Raw genomic sequence first — 17662 nt, 5'->3', positions numbered from 1 at the left:
CCCACCTGGTCTGGTCGACCGACGCGGTTCCGGGTCAGCCGCGCAGACCGAGCACGGTCAGCCGGCGAGGCCGAGCGCGGCCAGCCGGTGCGGGTCGGCGATCACGTCCACCGCCGCGATCCGGCCGCCGGTGACGGTGAACGCCATCACCGACAGCGGCCGGTCCCCGGCGCTCACCAGCACCCCGGCGGCGCCGTTGACGAGCACCGGCCGGGCGTGCGGGAAGAGCCGGCCGAACGTGGTCGCCTGCGCCGCCACGGTCGTCGCGCCGGAGAGCACGACCGTGTGGCGGGCGCGGGCGGTCCCGGCGTCGGAGCGCAGCACCACATCCGGGTGCAGCACCGCGATCAGCGCGCCGAGGTCACCGTCGCGGGCGGCGGCGAGGAAGGCGTCCACCACCGCCCGCTGCCGGGCCAGGTCGGGATCGGGGGTGGGCGCCTGTCCGCGTACCCGGCGGCGGGCCCGGCTGGCGAGCTGCCGGGCCGCCGCCGGTGAGCGGTCGACGAGCGGGCCGATCTCGTCGAACGGCACGCCGAACATGTCGTGCAGCACGAACGCGAGCCGCTCGGCCGGGGTCAGCGTGTCCAGCACCACGAGCAGCGCCAGGCCCACCGAGTCGGCGAGCACCGCGGCGTGCGCCGGGTCGTCGGCGCCGGTGTCCACCACCGGGTCGGGCAGGCGTACGTCGAGGGGGTCCTCCCGGCGGGCGGCGCGGGACCGCAGCGTGTTGAGGCTGACCCGGGCGACCACAGTGGTGAGCCAGGCGTCCAGGTTGTCCACGATGGCCGGGTCGGTACGGGACAACCGCAGCCAGGTCTCCTGCACCGCGTCCTCGGCGTCGGTGAGCGACCCGAGCAGCCGGTACGCCACCGCGCGCAGCCGATGTCGCTCCCGCTCGAACCGTTCCGCCAGCCCGGTGTCCATCACCTGAGCCTCCCCTCCCGCACACCGTCTCGACCCCGCCGGACCCCGTCGATGTGACCGGAGGTGATGGCCGTCACACCTGTCACGCCGGCGGTGCGACGCGGGTCGAGGTGGCAGCACAGGCGACGGAAGGCGAGACGATGAACAGACAGATCCTGGTCACCGGCGGCACCGGCACCATCGGCCGGCACGTCGTGCCGCTGCTGCGCGCCGCCGGGCACCCCGTGCGGGTGCTCAGCCGGCGCGGCGGGCGGTCCGGCGACGGCGTCACCCATGTGACCGCCGACCTGCTCGGCGGCGCCGACCTCGGCCCCGCCCTGCGCGGGGTGTCCACGGTGCTGCACCTGGCCGGCGGCGCGAAGGGCGACGACCGCGCCACCGCACACCTGGCCCGTGCCGCGCACCGGGCCGGTGTGGCGCACCTGGTGCACATCTCGGTGACCGGCGCCGACCGGGTGCCGCTGGCCTGGATCCGGTCCAAGCTCGACGCCGAGCGCGCGGTGACGGACTCCGGCGTCCCGTGGACGGTGTTGCGCGCCGCGCAGGTGCACGACCTGGTGCTGACCATGCTGACGGCGATGGCCCGGCTGCCCGTGGTGCCGGTGCCGGGCGGGCTGCGGTTGCAGCCTGTCGACGCCGCCGAGGTGGCGGCCCGGCTGGCCGAGCTGACGCTGGGCGCACCGGCCGGGCTGGTGCCGGACCTGGCCGGTCCGGACACCCACGGCGTCGGCGAGTTGCTGACCGGCTACCTGACCGCCACCGGGAAGCGCCGGGCCCGGCTGCCGGTACGCATCCCCGGGCGAGCCGGCCGCGCGTACCGGGACGGCGCGAACCTCGCCCGGCCCGGTGCGGCGAGAGGCGTGCGGACCTGGGCCGACTTCCTGGCCGAGCGGGCGCCGTCGCGGCCGGTCACCTGACGCACCGCGGCACGTCAGGCGTCGGCGGCACGCGTGACGGGATGGAACTGCTCGAACATGACCTCGTATCCGTCCGGGTCGAGCCCGTAGAAGATCCGCGCCCAGCCCACGTCCTCCGGCTCCAGCGTCACCGGCAGCCCTTCGTCGCGCCACAGCGCGTACGTGGCGTCCAGGTCGGCGGTGGGCACGGTGAGCACGACTCCGAGCCCGGGCGGCCCGGCCTTGACCTCGCGTTCCCGCTGCGCGTCGTGGTGCCCGTGGCGGTGCAGGTCGGACAGGATCAGCCAGGTGTGGCCGAACGTCAGGTAGCGCAGGTTCACCTGCTCGGTCTGTGGGATCTCCTTGAAGCCGAGTCGCAGGTAGAGCCTGTGGGAACGGTCCAGGTCACGCACCCGGAGCCCGAGCTTGAGTTGTCTGGCGGCCATCCGGCCGAGGCTAGCCGACCCGGCTCACCAGCCCACCGAACCGAGGCCGACCGGGGTGAGGCGGCGCACCTGCGGCTCGATCCACTGTGCTGCGGTGACCAGCTTGACCAGCCGGTCGATGGTCTCCGGCGGCCCGGCCACGAAGCTGCGCCGGTCCGCCGGGCAGCCGTACCTGTCGTCGAACGTGCCGCCGTCGAGCGCGCGGACCGCCATGCCGGCCTCGACGGCGAGCAGCATCCCGGCCGGCAGGTCGACCGCCTCGGGGCGGTAGCCGACGATGCCGTCGATGTCGCCGCGGGCCAGCATCACCCAGGACAGCAGCGGCGCCCACAGTTGCAGCACCCGGCGCGCGCTGGTGTCCAGCACCACCTTCAGCGCCCGGGCGGTGCTGTCGTCCCGGCGTACCTCGTGCCCCTGGGTCCAGGCCAGCACCGGCGCGGACGGCACCGGGCGCTGCGCGGCGCGCAGCGCCCGCGCGGCCGGGCCGGACGCGTGCACGAACGCGCCCCGGCCGCGCACCGCCGACCAGGTACGGCCGGCGACCGGGTCGTGCACCACGCCGAGCACCGGCGAGCCGTTGTCGCACAGGGCGATCCCGACCACGTACGCGGGCAGCCCGATCGCCACGTTGTTTGTGCCGTCGAGCGGGTCGACGAGCCACGCCCAGGCGGTGTCCGGGGCGTACTCGCCGCCCTCCTCGGCGATCACGCCGTGCTCCGGCCAGCGGGCCCGGATCCGGTCGACGATCAGCCGTTCGGCGGCCAGGTCGAGGTCGGTCACCAGGTCACCGGTGTCGTTCTTGGCCCGGGCGTGCACCTCCCCCCGAGTGCCCCGGCGCAGCAGTCGGCCCGCCGCCTGCGCGGCCTCCACCGCGAACCGGTGCGCGTCGCGCAGGTCGGGCCCGCCTCTGCTCGGCTCCACGTCCATGGCTCCTCCAGCCAGTCAGCCCCGTGCCACAAGTCGCGCGATCTCCCGCGCCATCCGCGCGGTCTCCGCCGCGTCGCAGCGGTCCCGGCGTACCCGGTGGCTGCGCCCGTCCACCGCGCCGAGGCTCAGGTCGCACGCGCCGGGAGTGGTCCGGCCGAGCGCCACTGTCACCGCCGGCTCACCGGCGTCGACCTCCGAGGTGTGGAAGCCGCCGGCGCGCAGCGCGTACGAGTCGCCTGCGGAGTGCGTCTCCACCGTCGCGGTCATCGCGGTGACCAGCCGGTCGGTCGCGGCCATCTCGTCCACCTCGCCGAGGCTGTGCACCTCGTAGATCCGCCAGGCCGGGTCGGCCGGCGCGTCGTCGACCTCGATCAGCTCGTTGCGGACGGTGCCGTGCAGCACGTGGCTCAGCAGATCCCAGCTGTGCGAGTGCATGGTGGACGTGGTCGGGCGCACCGGCGGCGGGTCGGCCGGCCAGGCGTGCACGCAGATGCCGTCCGGGCCGTCGCGTTCCACCGGCAGGCAGGTGAAGCCGAGCGGATGCCGGACCGCGCGCAGCGGCCGACGCCCCTCGGCGACGTCGCCGAGCACGTCCAGCACCCAGCCGCGCAGCATCTCCGGCCGGGTGCCCCGGTCGATCTCCCGTTCGAGGTCGGCGTAACTGGTCATGAGTAGGGATTCCTCGCCTGGACGGCCTTGCCGATGATGTCGGCGACCTCACGGTCGCCGAAGGACCGGGGCAGCGTCAGGCCGAGGGCGGTGAACAACCGCCGTACCTGCTCGACCGACGGCTCGTCGTCGAGCTTGACCTGGGCCGCCGCCTCGATCGGCACGCGCCGGCTCTGCCGGCGGCTGTAGTCCAGCTCGATGTTGAAACGGTTGTAGTAGACCTCGCCGCGGTCGATGCGCAGCGCGGGCGTCTGCGGGTTCTCCTGGGTGATGACGACACAGGAGGAGGAGAGGTCGTAGCGGAACGTGGTCATCTGCGCGGAGAGCCGCACGTCGACGGTGAGCAGGCCGGAGCGCTGCAGGTGCCAGCAGGCGGCCAGCACCGTCGCGTACGACTCCTTGCGGGTGCGGTCGACGGTCCACGGTTCGCCCGGCGCGTCCGGGTCGAGGCTGCGCCGGAACCGCGCGTACCGCTCGCAGACCTCCTCGTCGGTCGGGTCGATGATCTCGATCGCGACGGTGAGTGTGGCGTTGCGCCGCCGGGCGTGCTCGAGGCAGTCCGGCAGCGTGACCGCGCGCAGGAAGGTGCCGGTGCCGCCCTTGAAGCTCCACTGGTCGGTGTGCCGCCGCGCCTCGGCGAGCGCCTGCCCGACCTCGCTGCCGTGCAGCACGCGCACCATGGAGACGCTGTCGATGGCCTCGCGGGCCCGGTTCAGCGCGCCCTCCGGGCCGGTGATCTCCTGCATCTGCGGCACCAGGTCGGTCAGCCGGTCGCGGGTGTCCGAGATGACCTGGCGGACCTCCCGCTCGGTGGTGCGCCGGCGCAGCCGGTCGCGCAGCATCGCCTGTGCGAGCAGGCCCAGGACCAGCAGGATCGCGCTGTTGACGACCTCCTGGTCGACCGCGTTGGTGAGGCCGAGCACGGACACCGTGAGCGCCAGGACGAGGCCGATGAACGCGTCGAGATTGGTCACGACCCAGGCGAGCAGGCGCGTCATGACATCCCCCGGTCGACGACGGAACCTCCATGATAGCCCGCTGTCAATGTCGCCATCACACCCTGTTTCGGGCCGGTGGCGGTCCGCCCTGCCGGCGGGCGGCGCAGATCAGCGAACCGCCCAGGCCGGGCGCGGCGCGGGCCAGCCGGCGCGAGGCCACCCACCGGCCGCCCGGCAGCCGCCAGCCGACCTCGTTGGACCGCAGCGCGACCGGCGTGAACCCGGCCCGGCGCAGCGTGCGGCGCAGCAGCGAGGCGGTGAACGGGCGGATGTGCAGCCACAGGTACGGGTGCAGCGGGTCGACCTGACGTGGCGCCCGCCCGGCGAGGAACGCCAGCCGGTCCTGCACCGGCGCGAGGTTCGGGGTGGTGAGCACCAGCAGGCCGTCCGGCGCCAGCACCCGGTGGCACTCCCGCAGCAGCGCCAGCGGGTCGTACACGTGCTCGATCAGCTCCCCGGCGAGCAGCCCGGCGAAGCTGCCCGCCCGGAACGGCAGCCCACGGGTGGCGTCCAGGCAGACCGGCAGCGCCCGTCCGCAGGCCGCCGCGCGGGCGGTGCGCAGCGCCGTCTCGGCCGTGTCGGCGAGCACCACCGGGCCGGGCAGCGCGGCCGGGTCGAGCATGCCGCGCGGCCCGCAGCCCAGTTCCAGCACCGGTCCGCGGCCGGTCACCCCCTCGGCCATCAGCCGGGCCGCGACCGTGCGGCGCACCCGGTGGTACGGGTCGTCGACGTACCCGTCGACCTCGGCGCCGTCGTGGTAGCGGCGGTGGTTGGCGTGCCTGCCGTGCGCCTGCGCGCGGTGCGACGACGTCCCGGTCGGCGGCTCGGCCATCACCCCTCCACAGCGGACGCCGGCCCCGTCGGCGGCGTCCGCTCCAAGCCTCGCACCGGTCGCGCCCGGCGGCGCGCACATCCGTCACCGGATGTGCGCGCGGCGGTACGTCAGATCGCCCGCGCCCAGTCCAGCCGGGTGCTGTCGTCGTACTCGTCGCCGGGGACCCACCACTGCTCGCCGAAGCCACTGGTGGACACGATGATGTTGCCGCCGTCCGGGTGCTCGTTCTCCGGCGGGATCGACAGCGCGGCGCAGTAGCGGCCGTCCGGGGAGAACACCGGCGACAGGTAGAACCGGGGCTCGTCGGTGAGCTTCTTCAGCCCGGTGCCGCCGATGCGCACCGACGCGAGCGACTGGTTGTAGACCTCGCGGTCCAGGTGCCAGCGGTTGGTGCAGAAGACGACGCGCCCGGAGTCGGGCATGAAGGCCGGCGAGATGAACGTCTCGCCCGCCACCGGCGTGTAGACGGGCCGCACCGTCCCAGTCGCGAGTTCCAGCACCCGCAGTTGCCAGCCCTGCGAACGGCTGCGCCACCGCAGGACGATCATCGAGCCGTCCCGGGACCAGTCCGGGTCGGTCATGGAGTGCCCCTCGACCAGCACGCGGGTGGCGCCGGTGACCACGTCCACAGCGATCAGCCGGTCGTTGTCCTGCCCGGTGACGAGCGCGATCTCGGTGCCGTCCGGCGACCACGTCGGCGCGCCGTAGCGGACACCGAACGGGTCGGCGAGCAGCGTGCGCTTCTGGCCGGTGACCCGGTCGTACACCGCCACGAACGGCTCCAGCGTGCCGTCGCCCGAGCGGGCCGTGTTGACCCAGGCCACGTACCGGCCGTCCGGCGAGGACTTCGCGTGGTCCCCGTTGGGCAGCAGCTCCCGCGGCGTGGTGCGGCCCGGGTCGACCTGGAGCACACCCCAGCCGACGCTGACCAGCCACGACCCGTTCACCACGTCGGCGGCGGCCGGTGCGGCGGACGCGGCGTGGGGCGCGGCGGCCACCCCGGTCGCGGCGGCGAGCCCGGTCAGCGCGGCGGCACGCAGCAGGGCACGACGATTCAGTGCGGTCATTCGACAACCCCCGTGAGAGACGTGGCCCCCACCCTCCCGAGTGGATCGACGCACCGGAATCGGACGAGCGGCCGCTTCACGTTCGGCTGCTCGTCCATCACCGCCGGTGAGCCCACCGGAGACCGGTACGCTCGCCCCGATGACCTCCGACGCGCTGCACCGCGCCCTCACCGAAGCGGGCGACCCGCCGCTGCTCCCGCTCCCGGGCGTGGCGGTCGAGCTGCTGGCCGCCCTCGCCGCCCCGCCGCGCCTCGGCGCGCACCTGCGGCTGGTGCACGACGTCGCCTGGCACCTGACCGCCGCGTTCGCCGACCGGTTCGCCGCAGTGCCGTTCGACAGGCAGGCGGTGCTGTTCGGCGCCGCCGTGCACGACCTCGGCAAGGTCGAGCATCCCGGCGAGCTGACCGGCCCGGGGTCGGCGCACGAGGAGGCGGGCTACCAGCTGCTGCTGCGCTTCGGCGTACCGGAGGAGCGGGCCCGTTTCGCCGTCACCCACGCCGCCTGGCACTCCCCCGGCGTGCAGCTGGAGGACCTGATGGTCAGCCTCGCCGACAAGGTGTGGAAGGGCCGCCGGGTCACCGACCTGGAACAGCTCGTGGTCGACCGGCTCGCCGGCATCACCGGCCAGGAGCGCTGGCAGACGTTCCTGGACCTCGACGACGTGCTCGCCGAGCTGGCCGCCGGCGCGGACCGCCGGCTGGCGTTCCAGGCCGAACATTCGGTGTACGGCTGACGCCGGACCGACGGCGGCGATGAGTCCGGCACCGGCCGCCGGTCTGCCCTGGGTCGGTGTTCTCCGATCTCCGGGAGGAAACATGAGCACAAGCGAAGCGCGGGGCCGGGTACGGGCGTTCGTCACCGTGTCCCTGGACGGCTACGTCACCGGTCCGGACGACCACGCCGGCCAGGGGCTCGGTGTCGGCGGCGAGCGGCTGCACCACTGGGTGATGGGTGGGCCGTGGACCTACGACACGCCACGCGAACCCGGCACCGGCATGACCGGTGAGGACCGCGCGTACTTCGACGAGCTGCTGGCGGGCGTCGGCGCTGCGCTGTGCGGCCGGGGCATGTACGACGCCGCCGGCGCCTGGGGCGGCCGCAACCCGTTCGAGGCGCCCCTGGTCGTGCTCACCCACCGCACCGCCGACCAGCCCGACCCGGACGCCGGTTTCCTCATGGTCGACGGGTTCGACGCGGCGCTGGCAGCGGCCCGGCGTACGGCCGGTGACGGCGCGGTGGTCATCGGCGGGGGCGCCGACGTGATCCGGCAGGCGCTCGCGGCCGGCGTGGTCGACGAGCTGGGCCTGTCCACCGCGCCGGTGATCCTCGGCCGCGGGAAGCGGCTGTTCGAGGGCTTCGACCGGGACGTCGACCTGGAGATCCGCGCGGTGCACCACTCGCGGTACGCCGTACACGTCCGCTACGCCGTCGGCCGCCCAGCGAGGGGCACCGATTGACGTCGGCGGCGCTCAGCCGGTGACGGCGCGCCACGCCTGCTCGGTGGCGTCCCGCGTCCGCTCGGCGGACCGGCCGTCGCGGGCGGTGACCGTCACGACGAGCGTGTCCGCCCGCCGCCAGCAGGTGACAGACCCGTCGGCGCCACTGTGGCAGGTGGTCTCCGCGCCGGGTGCGGCAGTGCCTCCGCCGAGACGCGACTGCAACGCCCGCCCCACCGCCGCGATGCCCACCCGGTTGCCGTAGTACGCCTCGAGGGTCAGTGGCGGCGGAGTCGCCTCGCCGTACCCGTTGATCACCATGGCGAGACCCGGCGGATCGTCGACCAGGGCCGGTATGCGGTCCCTGCCGGCGTCTTGACGGGGCAGACCGGCCAGCTCGGCCGGCGCGGTGAGGCGGTCGATCACCACGGCGCCGGGGGCCGCCGGGTCGGGCTCTCCCGGCTGGCAGGCGGCGCCGGTCAGGGCGGCGGCCAGGACAAGGGCCGTCGGCCGGACCGCGCGACGGCGGTGTCCGGTCATGTCGTCCTCCCCAGGGTGGGCCGGAGCCGGGCGAGCATCCCGGACCGATCCTATCGACAGCGACCCACGATCGGAACCGATTGACTTTCGATAGGTTACGCGCGATAGTCGATGCATGCTTACAGCGCAACGCGCGGTGACACCACTCCGCGCCTTCCTGGTCCTGCTGTTCGCGATCCTGGTGCTGTTCCAGACCATGTCGCTGCCCGGGCAGTTCGCGCACATGGCGCGCGAGAACCCGGACATGGCGTACCTGCGGTGGCCCGCCACCGCGGTGACGATCTTCTGGGTGCTGTGCGTGCAGGTGGTGATCGTCTGCACCTGGCACCTGCTCACCCTGGTCAAACGCGACCGCATCTTCACCGAGGCGTCCCTGGGCTGGGTCGACGGGATCGTCTGGGCGGTCGCCGCCGCCTGGCTGGTGCTCGTCGGTGTGTTCCTCTACGTCGGCTTCAACGCCGACGACCCGGGCCTGCCGCTGCTGCTGTTCCTGCTGGTCACCGGCGTCAGCGTGCTGGGGCTGCTGATGGTCGTGCTGCGCGCGCTGCTGCGCCAGGCCACCACGCTGCGCACCGACATGGAAGCGGTGATCTGATGCCGATCGTCGTGCGCATCGACGTCGAACTGGCCAAGCGCAAGATGAGCGTCGGCGAGTTCGCCGAGCGTGTCGGGCTCACCCCGGCCAACGTCGCCGTACTCAAGAACGGCCGCGCCAAGGCCGTCCGGTTCAGCACCCTGGAGGCCATGTGCCGGGTGCTCGACTGCCAGCCCGGCGACCTGCTCGAATGGGTCCCCGACGAGGAGGACCGATGAGACACCTGGCCGCCGCCGTCGCCCTGCTCGCCGTCGTGCTCGGCGTCACCGGCTTCGTGTACGGCGAGGCCGACGACTCCCCCGGCCTGCAGCTCCTGTCCGCGCTGCTCGTCATCGGCGCGGTCGCCATCGGCGTACGCGTCGCCCGGCGTACCCGGTAGGGCCGGCGCCCCCTCGACGCCGGCCCCATCACTCAGCCCTTCACGCAGACGACCTGCTTGAGGTGGGCGACCACCTCGACCAGGTCGTCCTGCTGGGCCATCACCTCGGTGATGTCCTTGTACGCGCCGGGGATCTCGTCGACCACCCCGGCGTCCTTACGGCACTCCACCCCGGCGGTCTGCGCGGCCAGGTCCGCGGTGCTGTACGTCCGCTTCGCCTGCCCCCGCGACATCCGCCGCCCGGCGCCGTGCGACGCCGAGCAGTACGCGTCCAGGTTCCCCTTGCCGCGCACGATGTACGAGCCGGTGCCCATCGAGCCGGGGATGATGCCCAGGTCCCCCTTCCCGGCCCGGATCGCGCCCTTGCGGGTCACCAGCACGTCCACCCCGTCGTAGCTCTCCTCCGCCACGTAGTTGTGGTGGCAGGAGATCGGCTCGTCGTAGCCGACGTGCGGGAACGCCTCCCGGACCACCTGGCTCAGCAGTGCGAGCATGACCGCCCGGTTGCGGCGGGCATACTCCTGCGCCCACCACAGGTCCCGCCGGTACGCGTCCATCTCCGGCGTGCCGGCGAGGAACACCGCGAGGTCCCGGTCCGGCAGGTCGGTGTTGTGCGGCAGGCCGCGCGCCACCGCCATGTGCCGCTCGGCCAGTTCCTTGCCGATGTTGCGGGACCCGGAGTGCAGCATCAGCCAGACCCGGCCGTCGTCCGCGCCGCCCTGCTCCAGGCAGACCTCGATGAAGTGGTTGCCGCCGCCGAGCGTCCCGAGCTGACGCTGCGCCCGCGTCTGGAGCTGGGCCACCTTCCGGTCCAGCGTGCCGAACCGCCGCCAGAAGTCGTCCCAGCCCGCCTGCTCCAGGCCCCGGATCCGGCGCGGATCGACCGCGTCGTCGCGCATCGCGAAGCCGACCGGGATCGCCGCCTCGATCGCCGACCGCAGCGGCGCGAGATCGTCGGGCAGGTCGGCGGCGGTCAGCGAGGTCCGTACCGCGGACATGCCGCAGCCGATGTCCACGCCGACCGCGGCCGGCGACACGGCCTGCCGCATCGCGATCACCGAGCCGACCGTGGCGCCCTTGCCGAAGTGCACGTCCGGCATCACCGCGACGCCCTGCACCCACGGCAGCGCGCCGATGTTGCGCAGCTGCCGGGCCGCCTGCGCCTCGATCGCGTACGGGTCGGTCCAGACCCGGACCGGTGCCCGGGTACCGGCCAGCGGGGTGAAACCCATCGTCGTCTCCTCGCTCATGTCCGTCTGAGATAGGTGCCCCGGACACGGAGAACCGCCCGGCTCCGGTGTCGGGGCGGGCGGTTCGCGCGGATCGTCGCGCCGGCGCTAGACGCGCCACCACCCGGGTTGCCACTGCCGTTCCCGGCCCGTGCCCGGTTCGGGCAGCAGGACACCGGCGCGCGGCGCTTGCCGCTCGGCGCGGGTGCGGTTCTGCTGCGACACGGCAGGCTCCCTGGTGGATCGGATCGACGTTGCCCGCTCACGGTACGGCCGTCCCGCACGAGCGGCAACGCGATATCTCTTCGGGCGCAGTGGCGACAGCGGGGGCGACGGACGACGCACCCCGCCTCGCGACTCCAGGAGTGCCGGGCGCGCCCGGCGGCCGGCTGCTAGCCGGCGTGTGCGACCGGGTGGCGGCGCATCTCCTCCATGAACGGGTAGCGCGCGGTCAGCTCGGCGAGCGTGATGCCGGCCCGCCAGGCGGCCGCGACCTGCGCGACCTGGAGCAGGTCGGTGGCGTCGCCCCGGGCCTGGACGTCGCCGTCCACCCGCAGGTCGATCATGAAGTAGCGGGCCTGGGAGCCGAGGCTGACGCAGACCACGCCCCGGGCGGAGGTCATCTCGGCGCAGGTGAACCGGCTGCGCCCCTGCTCGGGCGCGGTCACCTCGCCGACGTCGAGCTGGTGCGCGGCGGCGGTCGCCACGAGCGCGGGGGCGAGACCGCCGGGCTCGACCAGGTCCGGGTAGAGGCGCACACCCAGTGCGGCGGACACGTCGCTCATGCCTGACTCCCACTTCCTTGTGACAGAGACCAGCAGCGCGCAGGTTACGAGTGTGTTTCCGGCACGCACGGCCATCTTTTCCCGTACGACCGTCCCGGGGCAATAGGAACGCCCTCATCGAACCCCTCCGAGGTACGCTGCCGCCTCATGGCGCTGATCCGCTGTGACTTCTTCTCTGAGGCGTTGGGCGTGGGCACGTCGATGACGGTGCTGCTGCCCGATCGCGGCGCGGCCGGGATCGGTGTGCCTGGCGCCGCCGCCGACGGCGACCCGCCGGTGCTCTACCTGTTGCACGGCCTGACCGACGACGACACGGTGTGGACCCGGCGTACCGCGATCGAGCGGTACGTGGCACCGCTGGGGCTGGCCGTGGTGATGCCGCAGGTGCAGCGGAGCTTCTACTGCGACGAGTCGCACGGCAACCGGTACTGGACGTTCCTCAGCGAGGAGCTGCCCGAGGTGTGCCGGTCGTTCTTCCGGCTGTCCGACCGGCGGGAGGACACGTTCGTCGCGGGCCTGTCGATGGGCGGCTACGGGGCGATGAAGTGGGCGCTGCGCCGGCCGGAGCGGTTCGCGGCGGCGGCGAGCCTGTCCGGCGCGCTGGACGTGACGCGCCGCCGTCACCATCCGACCCATCCGGTCGACCCGGCGGTGTGGCACACCGTCTGGGGTGACGGCCCGGTGCCCGCCGACGACGACACGGTGGGGCTGCTGGAGCGCGCCGGCGACGACCTCCCGGCGCTCTACGTCGCGTGCGGCACCGAGGACTTCCTGTACGAGGACAGCCTGCGGTTCCTGGACGTGGCCCGGCGGCGCGACGTCCCGGTCACCGTCGACTTCGGTCCGGGTGACCACGACTGGGCGTACTGGGACGCGCAGATCTCCGACGTGCTGGCCTGGCTGCCGCTGCGCACGCGCTGACCGGTGTGCGCGGGCGCTGACCGGGCCGGCTCAGACGCCGACGGTGCCGTCGATCGCCTCGCGGATGAGGTCGGCGTGCCCGTTGTGGCGGGCGTACTCGTGCAGCATGTGCAGCATGACCAGGCGCAGCGAGACGTTCTCGCCCCAGCGGGCCTGGTGACCTGTCACGTCGAGCGACTCGGCCTCCCGCTCGATGCGCCGGGCGTGCTCGATCTCCCGCTGCCACGCCTCGAACGCCTCGGCCGGGTCGGCGTCGCGGGCGTCGTACGCCTGCTGGAAGTCGCCGCTGTCCGACCACACCAGCGGCACGTCCTCGGCGGCGATGACCCGGCGGAACCAGGTGCGCTCCACCTCGGCCATGTGGCGGACCAGGCCGAGCAGGGACAGCGTGGACGGCGGCGACGCCGCCCGGCGCAACTGCTCGTCGGTCAGCCCCTCGCACTTGAGGGCCAGCGTGGCCCGGTGGAAGTCGAGGAAGGCGCGCAGCGACTCCCGTTCGCCGGCGAGCAGCGGCGGGCCGATCCGTTCGGTCTCCATGAGCGTCGAGCCTAGCCGCGATCGATCTTGGTGGGACGACCGCGTCACCGCAGTGACGAACCGGCCACCGGGAAGTCGAACCAGGTGTCCGGGTACGGCTCGTCGACGTACCGGTAGTGCCACCACTCCAGCGGATAGTTCTCGAAGCCCTGCGCGGACATCAGCCGGCGCAGCAGGTCCCTGTTGTTCCGGGCGGTGTCGCTGATCCGCGCGTCGGCGGTGTGGGCGCGCGGGTCGAAGCAGTCGAACCCGGTGCCCATGTCGATCGAGTCGTCGGCGAAGCGGCGCCCGGCCGGGTCGGTGCAGGGCACGAGCGCCTGGCCGGGCGTGTACGCGGGCTGCGGCGGCCCGGAGACCGGGACCAGCGTCAGGTCGACGGTGCTGCCCCGGCTGTGCGCGGTGGGCGCGCCGATGTAGCCGTCGGCGAACAGCCGGTCCTTGGGTACGCCGGGATAGAACTCGCCCTTCATCCGCTGCTCGCCGGGGAGTTTCGCCCAGGCGACGAAGTCGTCGGCGGCGCGCTGCGGGCGGTAGCAGTCGTACACCTTGAGGCTGTGCCCACCGGCGAGCGCGGCGGTCTGCACCCGGTGCAGCGCCTGCGCCGCCGGGCGGGTGAGCAGGCAGCGCGGCTCGGCGTACCCGTCGATGGGACGGCCGACGAAGTTGTGCGGGCCCGCGTACCGGATGTCGGTGCGGACGGTGGGATCGACGATGGTGAGGTCCACGATGTCCGCCGGCGCGCGCGGGCCGGTCGGGGTGGGTGACGGCGGCGCGGACGGTGACGGCGACGGCGCGGGCCGCTGGCAGGCGGTGGCGAGCAGCGCGGCCGCGACGGCCAGGACCGCCGTCGCGCGCTTGCCGGTGCCCATCCGCCGTGTCTACCAGCCCGGGCGGGCCGGCATCGGCGGAACCGGTGGTCAGCCGCCCAGCACGGTACGCAGGAAGTCGACAGCGGCGGCGTCGTCGTCGATCGCGCCCGCCTCGTGGCCGTTGAACCGCCACACCGTCAGGTCCTTGTCGCCCCGGTAGTCGTGGTAGGCGGCGTAGACGGTGGACGGCGGCGTGATCTCGTCCATCAGCGCGACGGAGAACCGGGCCGGCACTGTGGCGCGGCGGGCGAACGCGACGCCGTCGACGTAGCCGAGCGTGCGCAGCGCCTGCTCCTCGCGGTCGCGGTGCACGGCGAGGTAGTCGCGGATCTCCCGGTACGGCGTGGCATCGGTGATCGTGACGGCGCGCGGGATGTCGCAGAGGAACGGCACGTGCGCGACCGCCGCGCGGACCCGCGGGGCCAGCGCTGCGGCCGCGAGCGCGGCGGCGCCGCCCTGACTGTGACCGAGTACGGCGATCCGGTCCGGGTCGACAGCCGGCAGCTCGCACGCGGCGTCCACGGCGCGGACCGCGTCGGTGAGGAAGCGCCGGTAGTAGTACTTGTTCGGGTCCTCGATGCCCCGGGTGGCCATGCCCGGCGCCTGCGGTCCGGCGGCGGCGACGTCCGGTGTGTCGCCCCGGCTCCACCCCGAGCCCTGACCGCGCGTGTCCATCTGGAGGTGGGCGAAACCGGCCGCGGACCAGAGCAGGTTCTCCAGGGCGTGGCCGCGGCCGCCGCCGTACCCGACGTACTGCACGATCGTGGGCAGCGGCTCCGTCGCGCCGCGCGGCACCCGCAGCCAGGCGCGGATCGGCTGGCCGGCGAAGCCGGGGAAGGTCACGTCGAAGACGTCGACACCGGTCAGCGGCGTGGGCAGCGGGGTCGCGGACACCGGGTCGCCGCACGAGCGCGCCTGTGCCAGAGTGTCAGTCCAGAAGGCATCGAAGTCCGGAGGCTCGTGCAGGTCGCTGCGGTAGGTGCGGAGTTCGGCCTCGGTCAGGTCGGTGAACACGCCTCGTTTTTCCTCGTCGTTCGTCGGGGGTGGACGGCGAGCCGTCGGCAGATGACTGGCGCATTTCCGGAACGTTTCCGCAACTCGTGCGAACGCTAGGGCCGGTCCGGCCTGTCGTCAAGCCCTCGCCGTACGGCAAGATGTGCGTGGGGCGGGACGGTCTACCGGTCGGTTCCGGCAGCCGGCGAAGGGAACACGGGTGAGCGCGGACGACGAGCGCAGGGTGACCATCACCGCGATCGCACGGGAGGCCGGCGTCTCGGTCCCGACCGTGTCGCGCGTACTGAACGGGCGTTCCGACGTCGCACCGGACACCCGGGAGCGCGTCGAGGAACTCCTGCGTCACCACGGTTACCGGCGCCGCGGCAGCCGTACCGTGCGCCGGGCGGACCTGGTCGACCTGGTCTTCAACGACCTGGACAGCCCGTGGGCCGTGGAGATCATCCGCGGCGTGGAGGACGTCAGCCACGCCGCCGGGGTGGGCACCGTCGTCTCGGCGATCCACCGCGAGTCCAGCTCCACCCGGCAGTGGCTGCACAACCTGCGCGCCCGCGCGTCCGACGGCGTGATCGTGGTGACCTCGCACCTGAGCCCGGCCGTGCAGGCGCAGCTGCGGCGCCTCAACGTGCCGGTGGTGGTGGTCGACCCGGCCGCCGGCGTGGCCGCCACCGACGTGCCGGCGATCGGCGCCACCAACTGGACCGGCGGCCTGGCCGCCACCGAGCACCTGCTCAAGCTCGGCCACCGCCGGATCGGTTTCGTGGCCGGCCCGCCGCACCTGCTGTGCAGCCGGGCCCGGCTGGACGGCTACCGGGCCGGGCTCGCCGCCGCCGGGGTGGCCGCCGACGACCGGCTGGTGCAGCCCGGCGACTTCTACCACGCCTCCGGGTTCACCGCCGGTGGCGCGCTGCTCGACCTGGACGACCCGCCGACCGCCATCTTCGCCGCCAGCGACCAGATGGCCTTCGGCGTGTACGAGGCGATACGCCGCCGCGGACTGCGGGTCTGCGACGACGTGAGCGTGGTCGGCTTCGACGACCTGCCCGAGGCGCGCTGGGCCTCCCCGCCGCTGACCACTGTGCGCCAGCCGCTGGTCGAGATGGGCCGGCTCGCCGCACGTACCGTGCTGCGGCTGGCCCAGGGCGAGGAGATCGACTCGCCCCGGGTCGAACTGGCCACCGAACTGGTGGTGCGGGACAGCACCGCAGGGCCCGCGGCCCGCTGATCCGGGCCCCTGTTTTCACTCCTGTTCCGGAATTTCCGGCTCTCGCAGCGCCGACCCGGTCGACATGGCTACCACGGCGGCGTTGCGGCGCCGCCGGGCCAGGAGCAGCGCTCCCCCGGCCGTCAGCACCGCGCCCACCGCCACCGTCACGCCCGCGCCGGGCCGCGGCCCGGGCGCCGCCCCGCCGCCGCGCAGATCGGCGTGCCCGGCCAGTGCCGAGGCCGCCCCGCCCGCCGGTGGCGCGGACCGGTCCAGCTCCCCCGGCTCGACCAGCCGGCCGACCCGCGCGTCACGGGGCTGCGCGAACCCCCAGTCGAGCAGCGCCGCGCCCTGCTGCCAGCCCCGCCGGCTGGTCACCTCGGCACCGAGCAGCGTGACCACGAGGCGCCGGCCGCCGCGCTCGGCCGCGCCGACGTACGTGTGCCGGGCCAGGTCGGTGAAGCCGGTCTTGCCGCCGAGCGCGCCCGGATAGTGGTCCAGCAGCATGTTGTCGTTGGAGATGGCGAACCCCTTCGCCCGCTGCGCCGGCTGGGCCGGGATCTGCGCGACCCGGGTCGCGGCGTATTCGCGGAACGCCGGGTCGGCGAAGCACGCCCGCGCGATCAGCGCCAGGTCGTACGCGCTGGTGAACTGCCCCGGTCCGTCCAGCCCGGACGGGGTGACCGCGTGCGTCTGCCGGGCCCCGAGCCGGTGCGCCTCCTCGTTCATCGCCCGCACCCCGCCGGCCAGCCCGTCCGGGCCGCCGCCGAGGCGGGCGAGCGCGTTGGCCGCCTCGTTGCCGGAACGCAGCAGCAGGCCGAGCCAGATCGTCTCGATCCGGTAGTGCCCGCCCTCGACCAGCCCCACCGCCGAGCTGCCCGGTTCCACGGCCAGGTCCCCCGCGGTCACCGTGACCTCCCGGTGCGGATCCAGCCGGGGCAGCATGGTGGCGGCGAGCAGCAGCTTCTGCACGCTCGCGGGCACGCCGTACTCGTGCGGGCCGCAGCCGCCGAGCACCGCGCCGCTGTCCAGGTCGGCGACCACCCAGGAGGTGGCGGTCACCGCCGGCGGCGCGCTCGACGCGGGCGGGACGACGAGGCCGGCGGTGTCGAGCGCGGCGCCGCCGACGGCCCGCGCGGCCGGGTCGGGCGTGGGCGGCGGCTGCGGCGGCCGGGTCGCCGGGGCCGGCACGTTCGGGCAGGGCGGCGCGGCCGGCAGCCGGCGTACCGGCGCGCGGGCGGCGGCCGCCGCCGGTGTCACCGAGGCCGGCAGCAGCAGGGCGGCGGTCAGCGCCACGAAGGATCCCCAGGTCCTCATGACCCGGACGCTAGCCACGCCGACCCGAACGGGTCACCGGCTCCGGGATTCGGGCCCCGGCACCGAGGTCAGGC

General features: G+C 74.1%; 22 protein-coding genes. 8 read left to right on the top strand and 14 right to left on the bottom strand.

From position 1 onward, the window contains the following. Nucleotides 1–57: 57 nt before the first annotated feature. Nucleotides 58–924, bottom strand: coding sequence for an RNA polymerase sigma factor SigJ (gene sigJ, locus SM452_RS07265; RefSeq protein WP_463839554.1), 867 nt, complete (start codon nt 922–924; stop codon nt 58–60). A 140-nt stretch (nt 925–1064) separates the two neighbouring features. Between sigJ and SM452_RS07260 the strand changes: the two genes are divergently transcribed. After that, the gene (locus SM452_RS07260) at nt 1065–1841 is read left to right on the top strand and encodes an SDR family oxidoreductase (RefSeq protein WP_366623913.1); all 777 of its coding nucleotides are present in this window, start codon (nt 1065–1067) and stop codon (nt 1839–1841) included. A gap of 14 nt (nt 1842–1855) precedes the next feature. Here SM452_RS07260 and SM452_RS07255 read toward each other — a convergent pair whose 3' ends face one another. The 6 genes from SM452_RS07255 to SM452_RS07230 form a co-directional block, all read right to left on the bottom strand. Further along, a complete protein-coding gene (locus SM452_RS07255; protein ID WP_262011640.1) occupies nt 1856–2266 on the bottom strand; it encodes a VOC family protein in 411 nt (136 codons plus the stop codon). A gap of 24 nt (nt 2267–2290) precedes the next feature. Then, nucleotides 2291–3193: an inositol monophosphatase family protein gene (locus SM452_RS07250; RefSeq protein ID WP_463839553.1), complete on the bottom strand. Its 903-nt coding sequence runs from the start codon at nt 3191–3193 to the stop codon at nt 2291–2293. A 15-nt stretch (nt 3194–3208) separates the two neighbouring features. Next, the gene (locus SM452_RS07245; protein WP_262011642.1) at nt 3209–3862 is read right to left on the bottom strand and encodes a sulfurtransferase TusA family protein; all 654 of its coding nucleotides are present in this window, start codon (nt 3860–3862) and stop codon (nt 3209–3211) included. Further along, complete coding sequence (locus tag SM452_RS07240) at nt 3859–4860, bottom strand: hypothetical protein (protein WP_091418084.1); 1002 nt, start codon at nt 4858–4860, stop codon at nt 3859–3861. The genes SM452_RS07245 and SM452_RS07240 overlap by 4 nt, the downstream gene beginning before the upstream one ends. 55 nt (nt 4861–4915) lie before the next feature. After that, nucleotides 4916–5692, bottom strand: a complete 777-nt coding sequence (locus SM452_RS07235) for a methyltransferase domain-containing protein (RefSeq protein ID WP_463839552.1) — start codon at nt 5690–5692, stop codon at nt 4916–4918. A gap of 110 nt (nt 5693–5802) precedes the next feature. After that, entirely contained in the window at nt 5803–6762 is a 960-nt protein-coding gene (locus SM452_RS07230) for a TolB family protein (protein WP_355508829.1), read from the bottom strand. Between the two features lie 139 nt (nt 6763–6901). Between SM452_RS07230 and SM452_RS07225 the strand changes: the two genes are divergently transcribed. Together SM452_RS07225 and SM452_RS07220 are read left to right on the top strand one after the other, a co-directional pair. Then, nucleotides 6902–7495, top strand: coding sequence for an HD domain-containing protein (locus SM452_RS07225; RefSeq protein WP_463839551.1), 594 nt, complete (start codon nt 6902–6904; stop codon nt 7493–7495). Between the two features lie 82 nt (nt 7496–7577). Continuing rightward, complete coding sequence (locus tag SM452_RS07220) at nt 7578–8219, top strand: dihydrofolate reductase family protein (RefSeq protein ID WP_355508831.1); 642 nt, start codon at nt 7578–7580, stop codon at nt 8217–8219. A 12-nt stretch (nt 8220–8231) separates the two neighbouring features. Here the strand turns inward: SM452_RS07220 and SM452_RS07215 are convergent, their stop codons facing one another. Further along, nucleotides 8232–8738: a hypothetical protein gene (locus tag SM452_RS07215; protein WP_355508833.1), complete on the bottom strand. Its 507-nt coding sequence runs from the start codon at nt 8736–8738 to the stop codon at nt 8232–8234. A gap of 115 nt (nt 8739–8853) precedes the next feature. Between SM452_RS07215 and SM452_RS07210 the strand changes: the two genes are divergently transcribed. From SM452_RS07210 to SM452_RS07200, 3 genes are read left to right on the top strand one after another with little or no spacing between them, the layout of a single operon-like run. Continuing rightward, nucleotides 8854–9333 carry a DUF2975 domain-containing protein gene (locus SM452_RS07210; protein WP_355508835.1) on the top strand — a complete coding sequence of 160 codons (480 nt, stop codon included), beginning with the start codon at nt 8854–8856 and terminating at the stop codon, nt 9331–9333. Then, nucleotides 9333–9551, top strand: a complete 219-nt coding sequence (locus SM452_RS07205) for a helix-turn-helix domain-containing protein (protein ID WP_355508837.1) — start codon at nt 9333–9335, stop codon at nt 9549–9551. The genes SM452_RS07210 and SM452_RS07205 overlap by 1 nt, the downstream gene beginning before the upstream one ends. Beyond that, nucleotides 9548–9712 carry a hypothetical protein gene (locus SM452_RS07200; protein ID WP_463839550.1) on the top strand — a complete coding sequence of 55 codons (165 nt, stop codon included), beginning with the start codon at nt 9548–9550 and terminating at the stop codon, nt 9710–9712. Before SM452_RS07205 ends, SM452_RS07200 begins: the two co-directional genes overlap by 4 nt. A gap of 32 nt (nt 9713–9744) precedes the next feature. Here the strand turns inward: SM452_RS07200 and SM452_RS07195 are convergent, their stop codons facing one another. Next, nucleotides 9745–10944: an RtcB family protein gene (locus SM452_RS07195; protein ID WP_262011651.1), complete on the bottom strand. Its 1200-nt coding sequence runs from the start codon at nt 10942–10944 to the stop codon at nt 9745–9747. Nucleotides 10945–11333: 389 nt separating this feature from the next. Beyond that, the gene (locus SM452_RS07190) at nt 11334–11726 is read right to left on the bottom strand and encodes a hypothetical protein (RefSeq protein ID WP_013286540.1); all 393 of its coding nucleotides are present in this window, start codon (nt 11724–11726) and stop codon (nt 11334–11336) included. 147 nt (nt 11727–11873) lie between these two features. Between SM452_RS07190 and SM452_RS07185 the strand changes: the two genes are divergently transcribed. Beyond that, complete coding sequence (locus SM452_RS07185) at nt 11874–12647, top strand: alpha/beta hydrolase (protein WP_463839549.1); 774 nt, start codon at nt 11874–11876, stop codon at nt 12645–12647. 30 nt (nt 12648–12677) lie between these two features. Here the strand turns inward: SM452_RS07185 and SM452_RS07180 are convergent, their stop codons facing one another. The 3 genes from SM452_RS07180 to SM452_RS07170 are packed head-to-tail and all read right to left on the bottom strand — an operon-like array spanning nt 12678 to nt 15067. Next, the gene (locus SM452_RS07180) at nt 12678–13184 is read right to left on the bottom strand and encodes a DinB family protein (protein WP_463839548.1); all 507 of its coding nucleotides are present in this window, start codon (nt 13182–13184) and stop codon (nt 12678–12680) included. 44 nt (nt 13185–13228) lie between these two features. After that, a complete protein-coding gene (locus tag SM452_RS07175; protein WP_463839547.1) occupies nt 13229–14053 on the bottom strand; it encodes a M15 family metallopeptidase in 825 nt (274 codons plus the stop codon). A 48-nt stretch (nt 14054–14101) separates the two neighbouring features. Continuing rightward, nucleotides 14102–15067, bottom strand: a complete 966-nt coding sequence (locus SM452_RS07170) for an acetylxylan esterase (RefSeq protein ID WP_463839546.1) — start codon at nt 15065–15067, stop codon at nt 14102–14104. Between the two features lie 199 nt (nt 15068–15266). On the opposite strand from SM452_RS07170, the gene SM452_RS07165 reads away from it, so the two are divergent. Next, nucleotides 15267–16292: a LacI family DNA-binding transcriptional regulator gene (locus tag SM452_RS07165; protein ID WP_262011657.1), complete on the top strand. Its 1026-nt coding sequence runs from the start codon at nt 15267–15269 to the stop codon at nt 16290–16292. Nucleotides 16293–16307: 15 nt separating this feature from the next. On the opposite strand, the gene SM452_RS07160 is transcribed toward SM452_RS07165, so the two are convergent. Beyond that, the gene (locus SM452_RS07160) at nt 16308–17588 is read right to left on the bottom strand and encodes a D-alanyl-D-alanine carboxypeptidase family protein (RefSeq protein ID WP_262011658.1); all 1281 of its coding nucleotides are present in this window, start codon (nt 17586–17588) and stop codon (nt 16308–16310) included. Nucleotides 17589–17662 lie beyond the last annotated feature (74 nt).

The organism is Micromonospora sp. SYSU B005 (assembly GCF_055362685.1).
The sequence above is the reverse complement of the archived record's forward strand: the minus strand, read 5'-3'. Positions and strand labels throughout refer to the sequence as shown.

Excerpts from the sequence above, each read along its gene's own strand:
- SM452_RS07245 (WP_262011642.1), bottom strand. The coding sequence starts at position 3,862 with ATGACCAGTTACGCCGACCTCGAACGGGAGATCGACCGGGGCACCCGG.
- SM452_RS07195 (WP_262011651.1), bottom strand. The coding sequence starts at position 10,944 with ATGGGTTTCACCCCGCTGGCCGGTACCCGGGCACCGGTCCGGGTCTGG.
- SM452_RS07260 (WP_366623913.1), top strand. The coding sequence starts at position 1,065 with ATGAACAGACAGATCCTGGTCACCGGCGGCACCGGCACCATCGGCCGG.
- SM452_RS07220 (WP_355508831.1), top strand. The coding sequence starts at position 7,578 with ATGAGCACAAGCGAAGCGCGGGGCCGGGTACGGGCGTTCGTCACCGTG.
- SM452_RS07230 (WP_355508829.1), bottom strand. The coding sequence starts at position 6,762 with ATGACCGCACTGAATCGTCGTGCCCTGCTGCGTGCCGCCGCGCTGACC.
- SM452_RS07225 (WP_463839551.1), top strand. The coding sequence starts at position 6,902 with ATGACCTCCGACGCGCTGCACCGCGCCCTCACCGAAGCGGGCGACCCG.
- sigJ (WP_463839554.1), bottom strand. The coding sequence starts at position 924 with ATGGACACCGGGCTGGCGGAACGGTTCGAGCGGGAGCGACATCGGCTG.
- SM452_RS07210 (WP_355508835.1), top strand. The coding sequence starts at position 8,854 with ATGCTTACAGCGCAACGCGCGGTGACACCACTCCGCGCCTTCCTGGTC.
- SM452_RS07250 (WP_463839553.1), bottom strand. The coding sequence starts at position 3,193 with ATGGACGTGGAGCCGAGCAGAGGCGGGCCCGACCTGCGCGACGCGCAC.
- SM452_RS07180 (WP_463839548.1), bottom strand. The coding sequence starts at position 13,184 with ATGGAGACCGAACGGATCGGCCCGCCGCTGCTCGCCGGCGAACGGGAG.
- SM452_RS07240 (WP_091418084.1), bottom strand. The coding sequence starts at position 4,860 with ATGACGCGCCTGCTCGCCTGGGTCGTGACCAATCTCGACGCGTTCATC.
- SM452_RS07215 (WP_355508833.1), bottom strand. The coding sequence starts at position 8,738 with ATGACCGGACACCGCCGTCGCGCGGTCCGGCCGACGGCCCTTGTCCTG.
- SM452_RS07235 (WP_463839552.1), bottom strand. The coding sequence starts at position 5,692 with ATGGCCGAGCCGCCGACCGGGACGTCGTCGCACCGCGCGCAGGCGCAC.
- SM452_RS07185 (WP_463839549.1), top strand. The coding sequence starts at position 11,874 with ATGGCGCTGATCCGCTGTGACTTCTTCTCTGAGGCGTTGGGCGTGGGC.
- SM452_RS07190 (WP_013286540.1), bottom strand. The coding sequence starts at position 11,726 with ATGAGCGACGTGTCCGCCGCACTGGGTGTGCGCCTCTACCCGGACCTG.
- SM452_RS07175 (WP_463839547.1), bottom strand. The coding sequence starts at position 14,053 with ATGGGCACCGGCAAGCGCGCGACGGCGGTCCTGGCCGTCGCGGCCGCG.
- SM452_RS07205 (WP_355508837.1), top strand. The coding sequence starts at position 9,333 with ATGCCGATCGTCGTGCGCATCGACGTCGAACTGGCCAAGCGCAAGATG.
- SM452_RS07160 (WP_262011658.1), bottom strand. The coding sequence starts at position 17,588 with ATGAGGACCTGGGGATCCTTCGTGGCGCTGACCGCCGCCCTGCTGCTG.
- SM452_RS07200 (WP_463839550.1), top strand. The coding sequence starts at position 9,548 with ATGAGACACCTGGCCGCCGCCGTCGCCCTGCTCGCCGTCGTGCTCGGC.
- SM452_RS07255 (WP_262011640.1), bottom strand. The coding sequence starts at position 2,266 with ATGGCCGCCAGACAACTCAAGCTCGGGCTCCGGGTGCGTGACCTGGAC.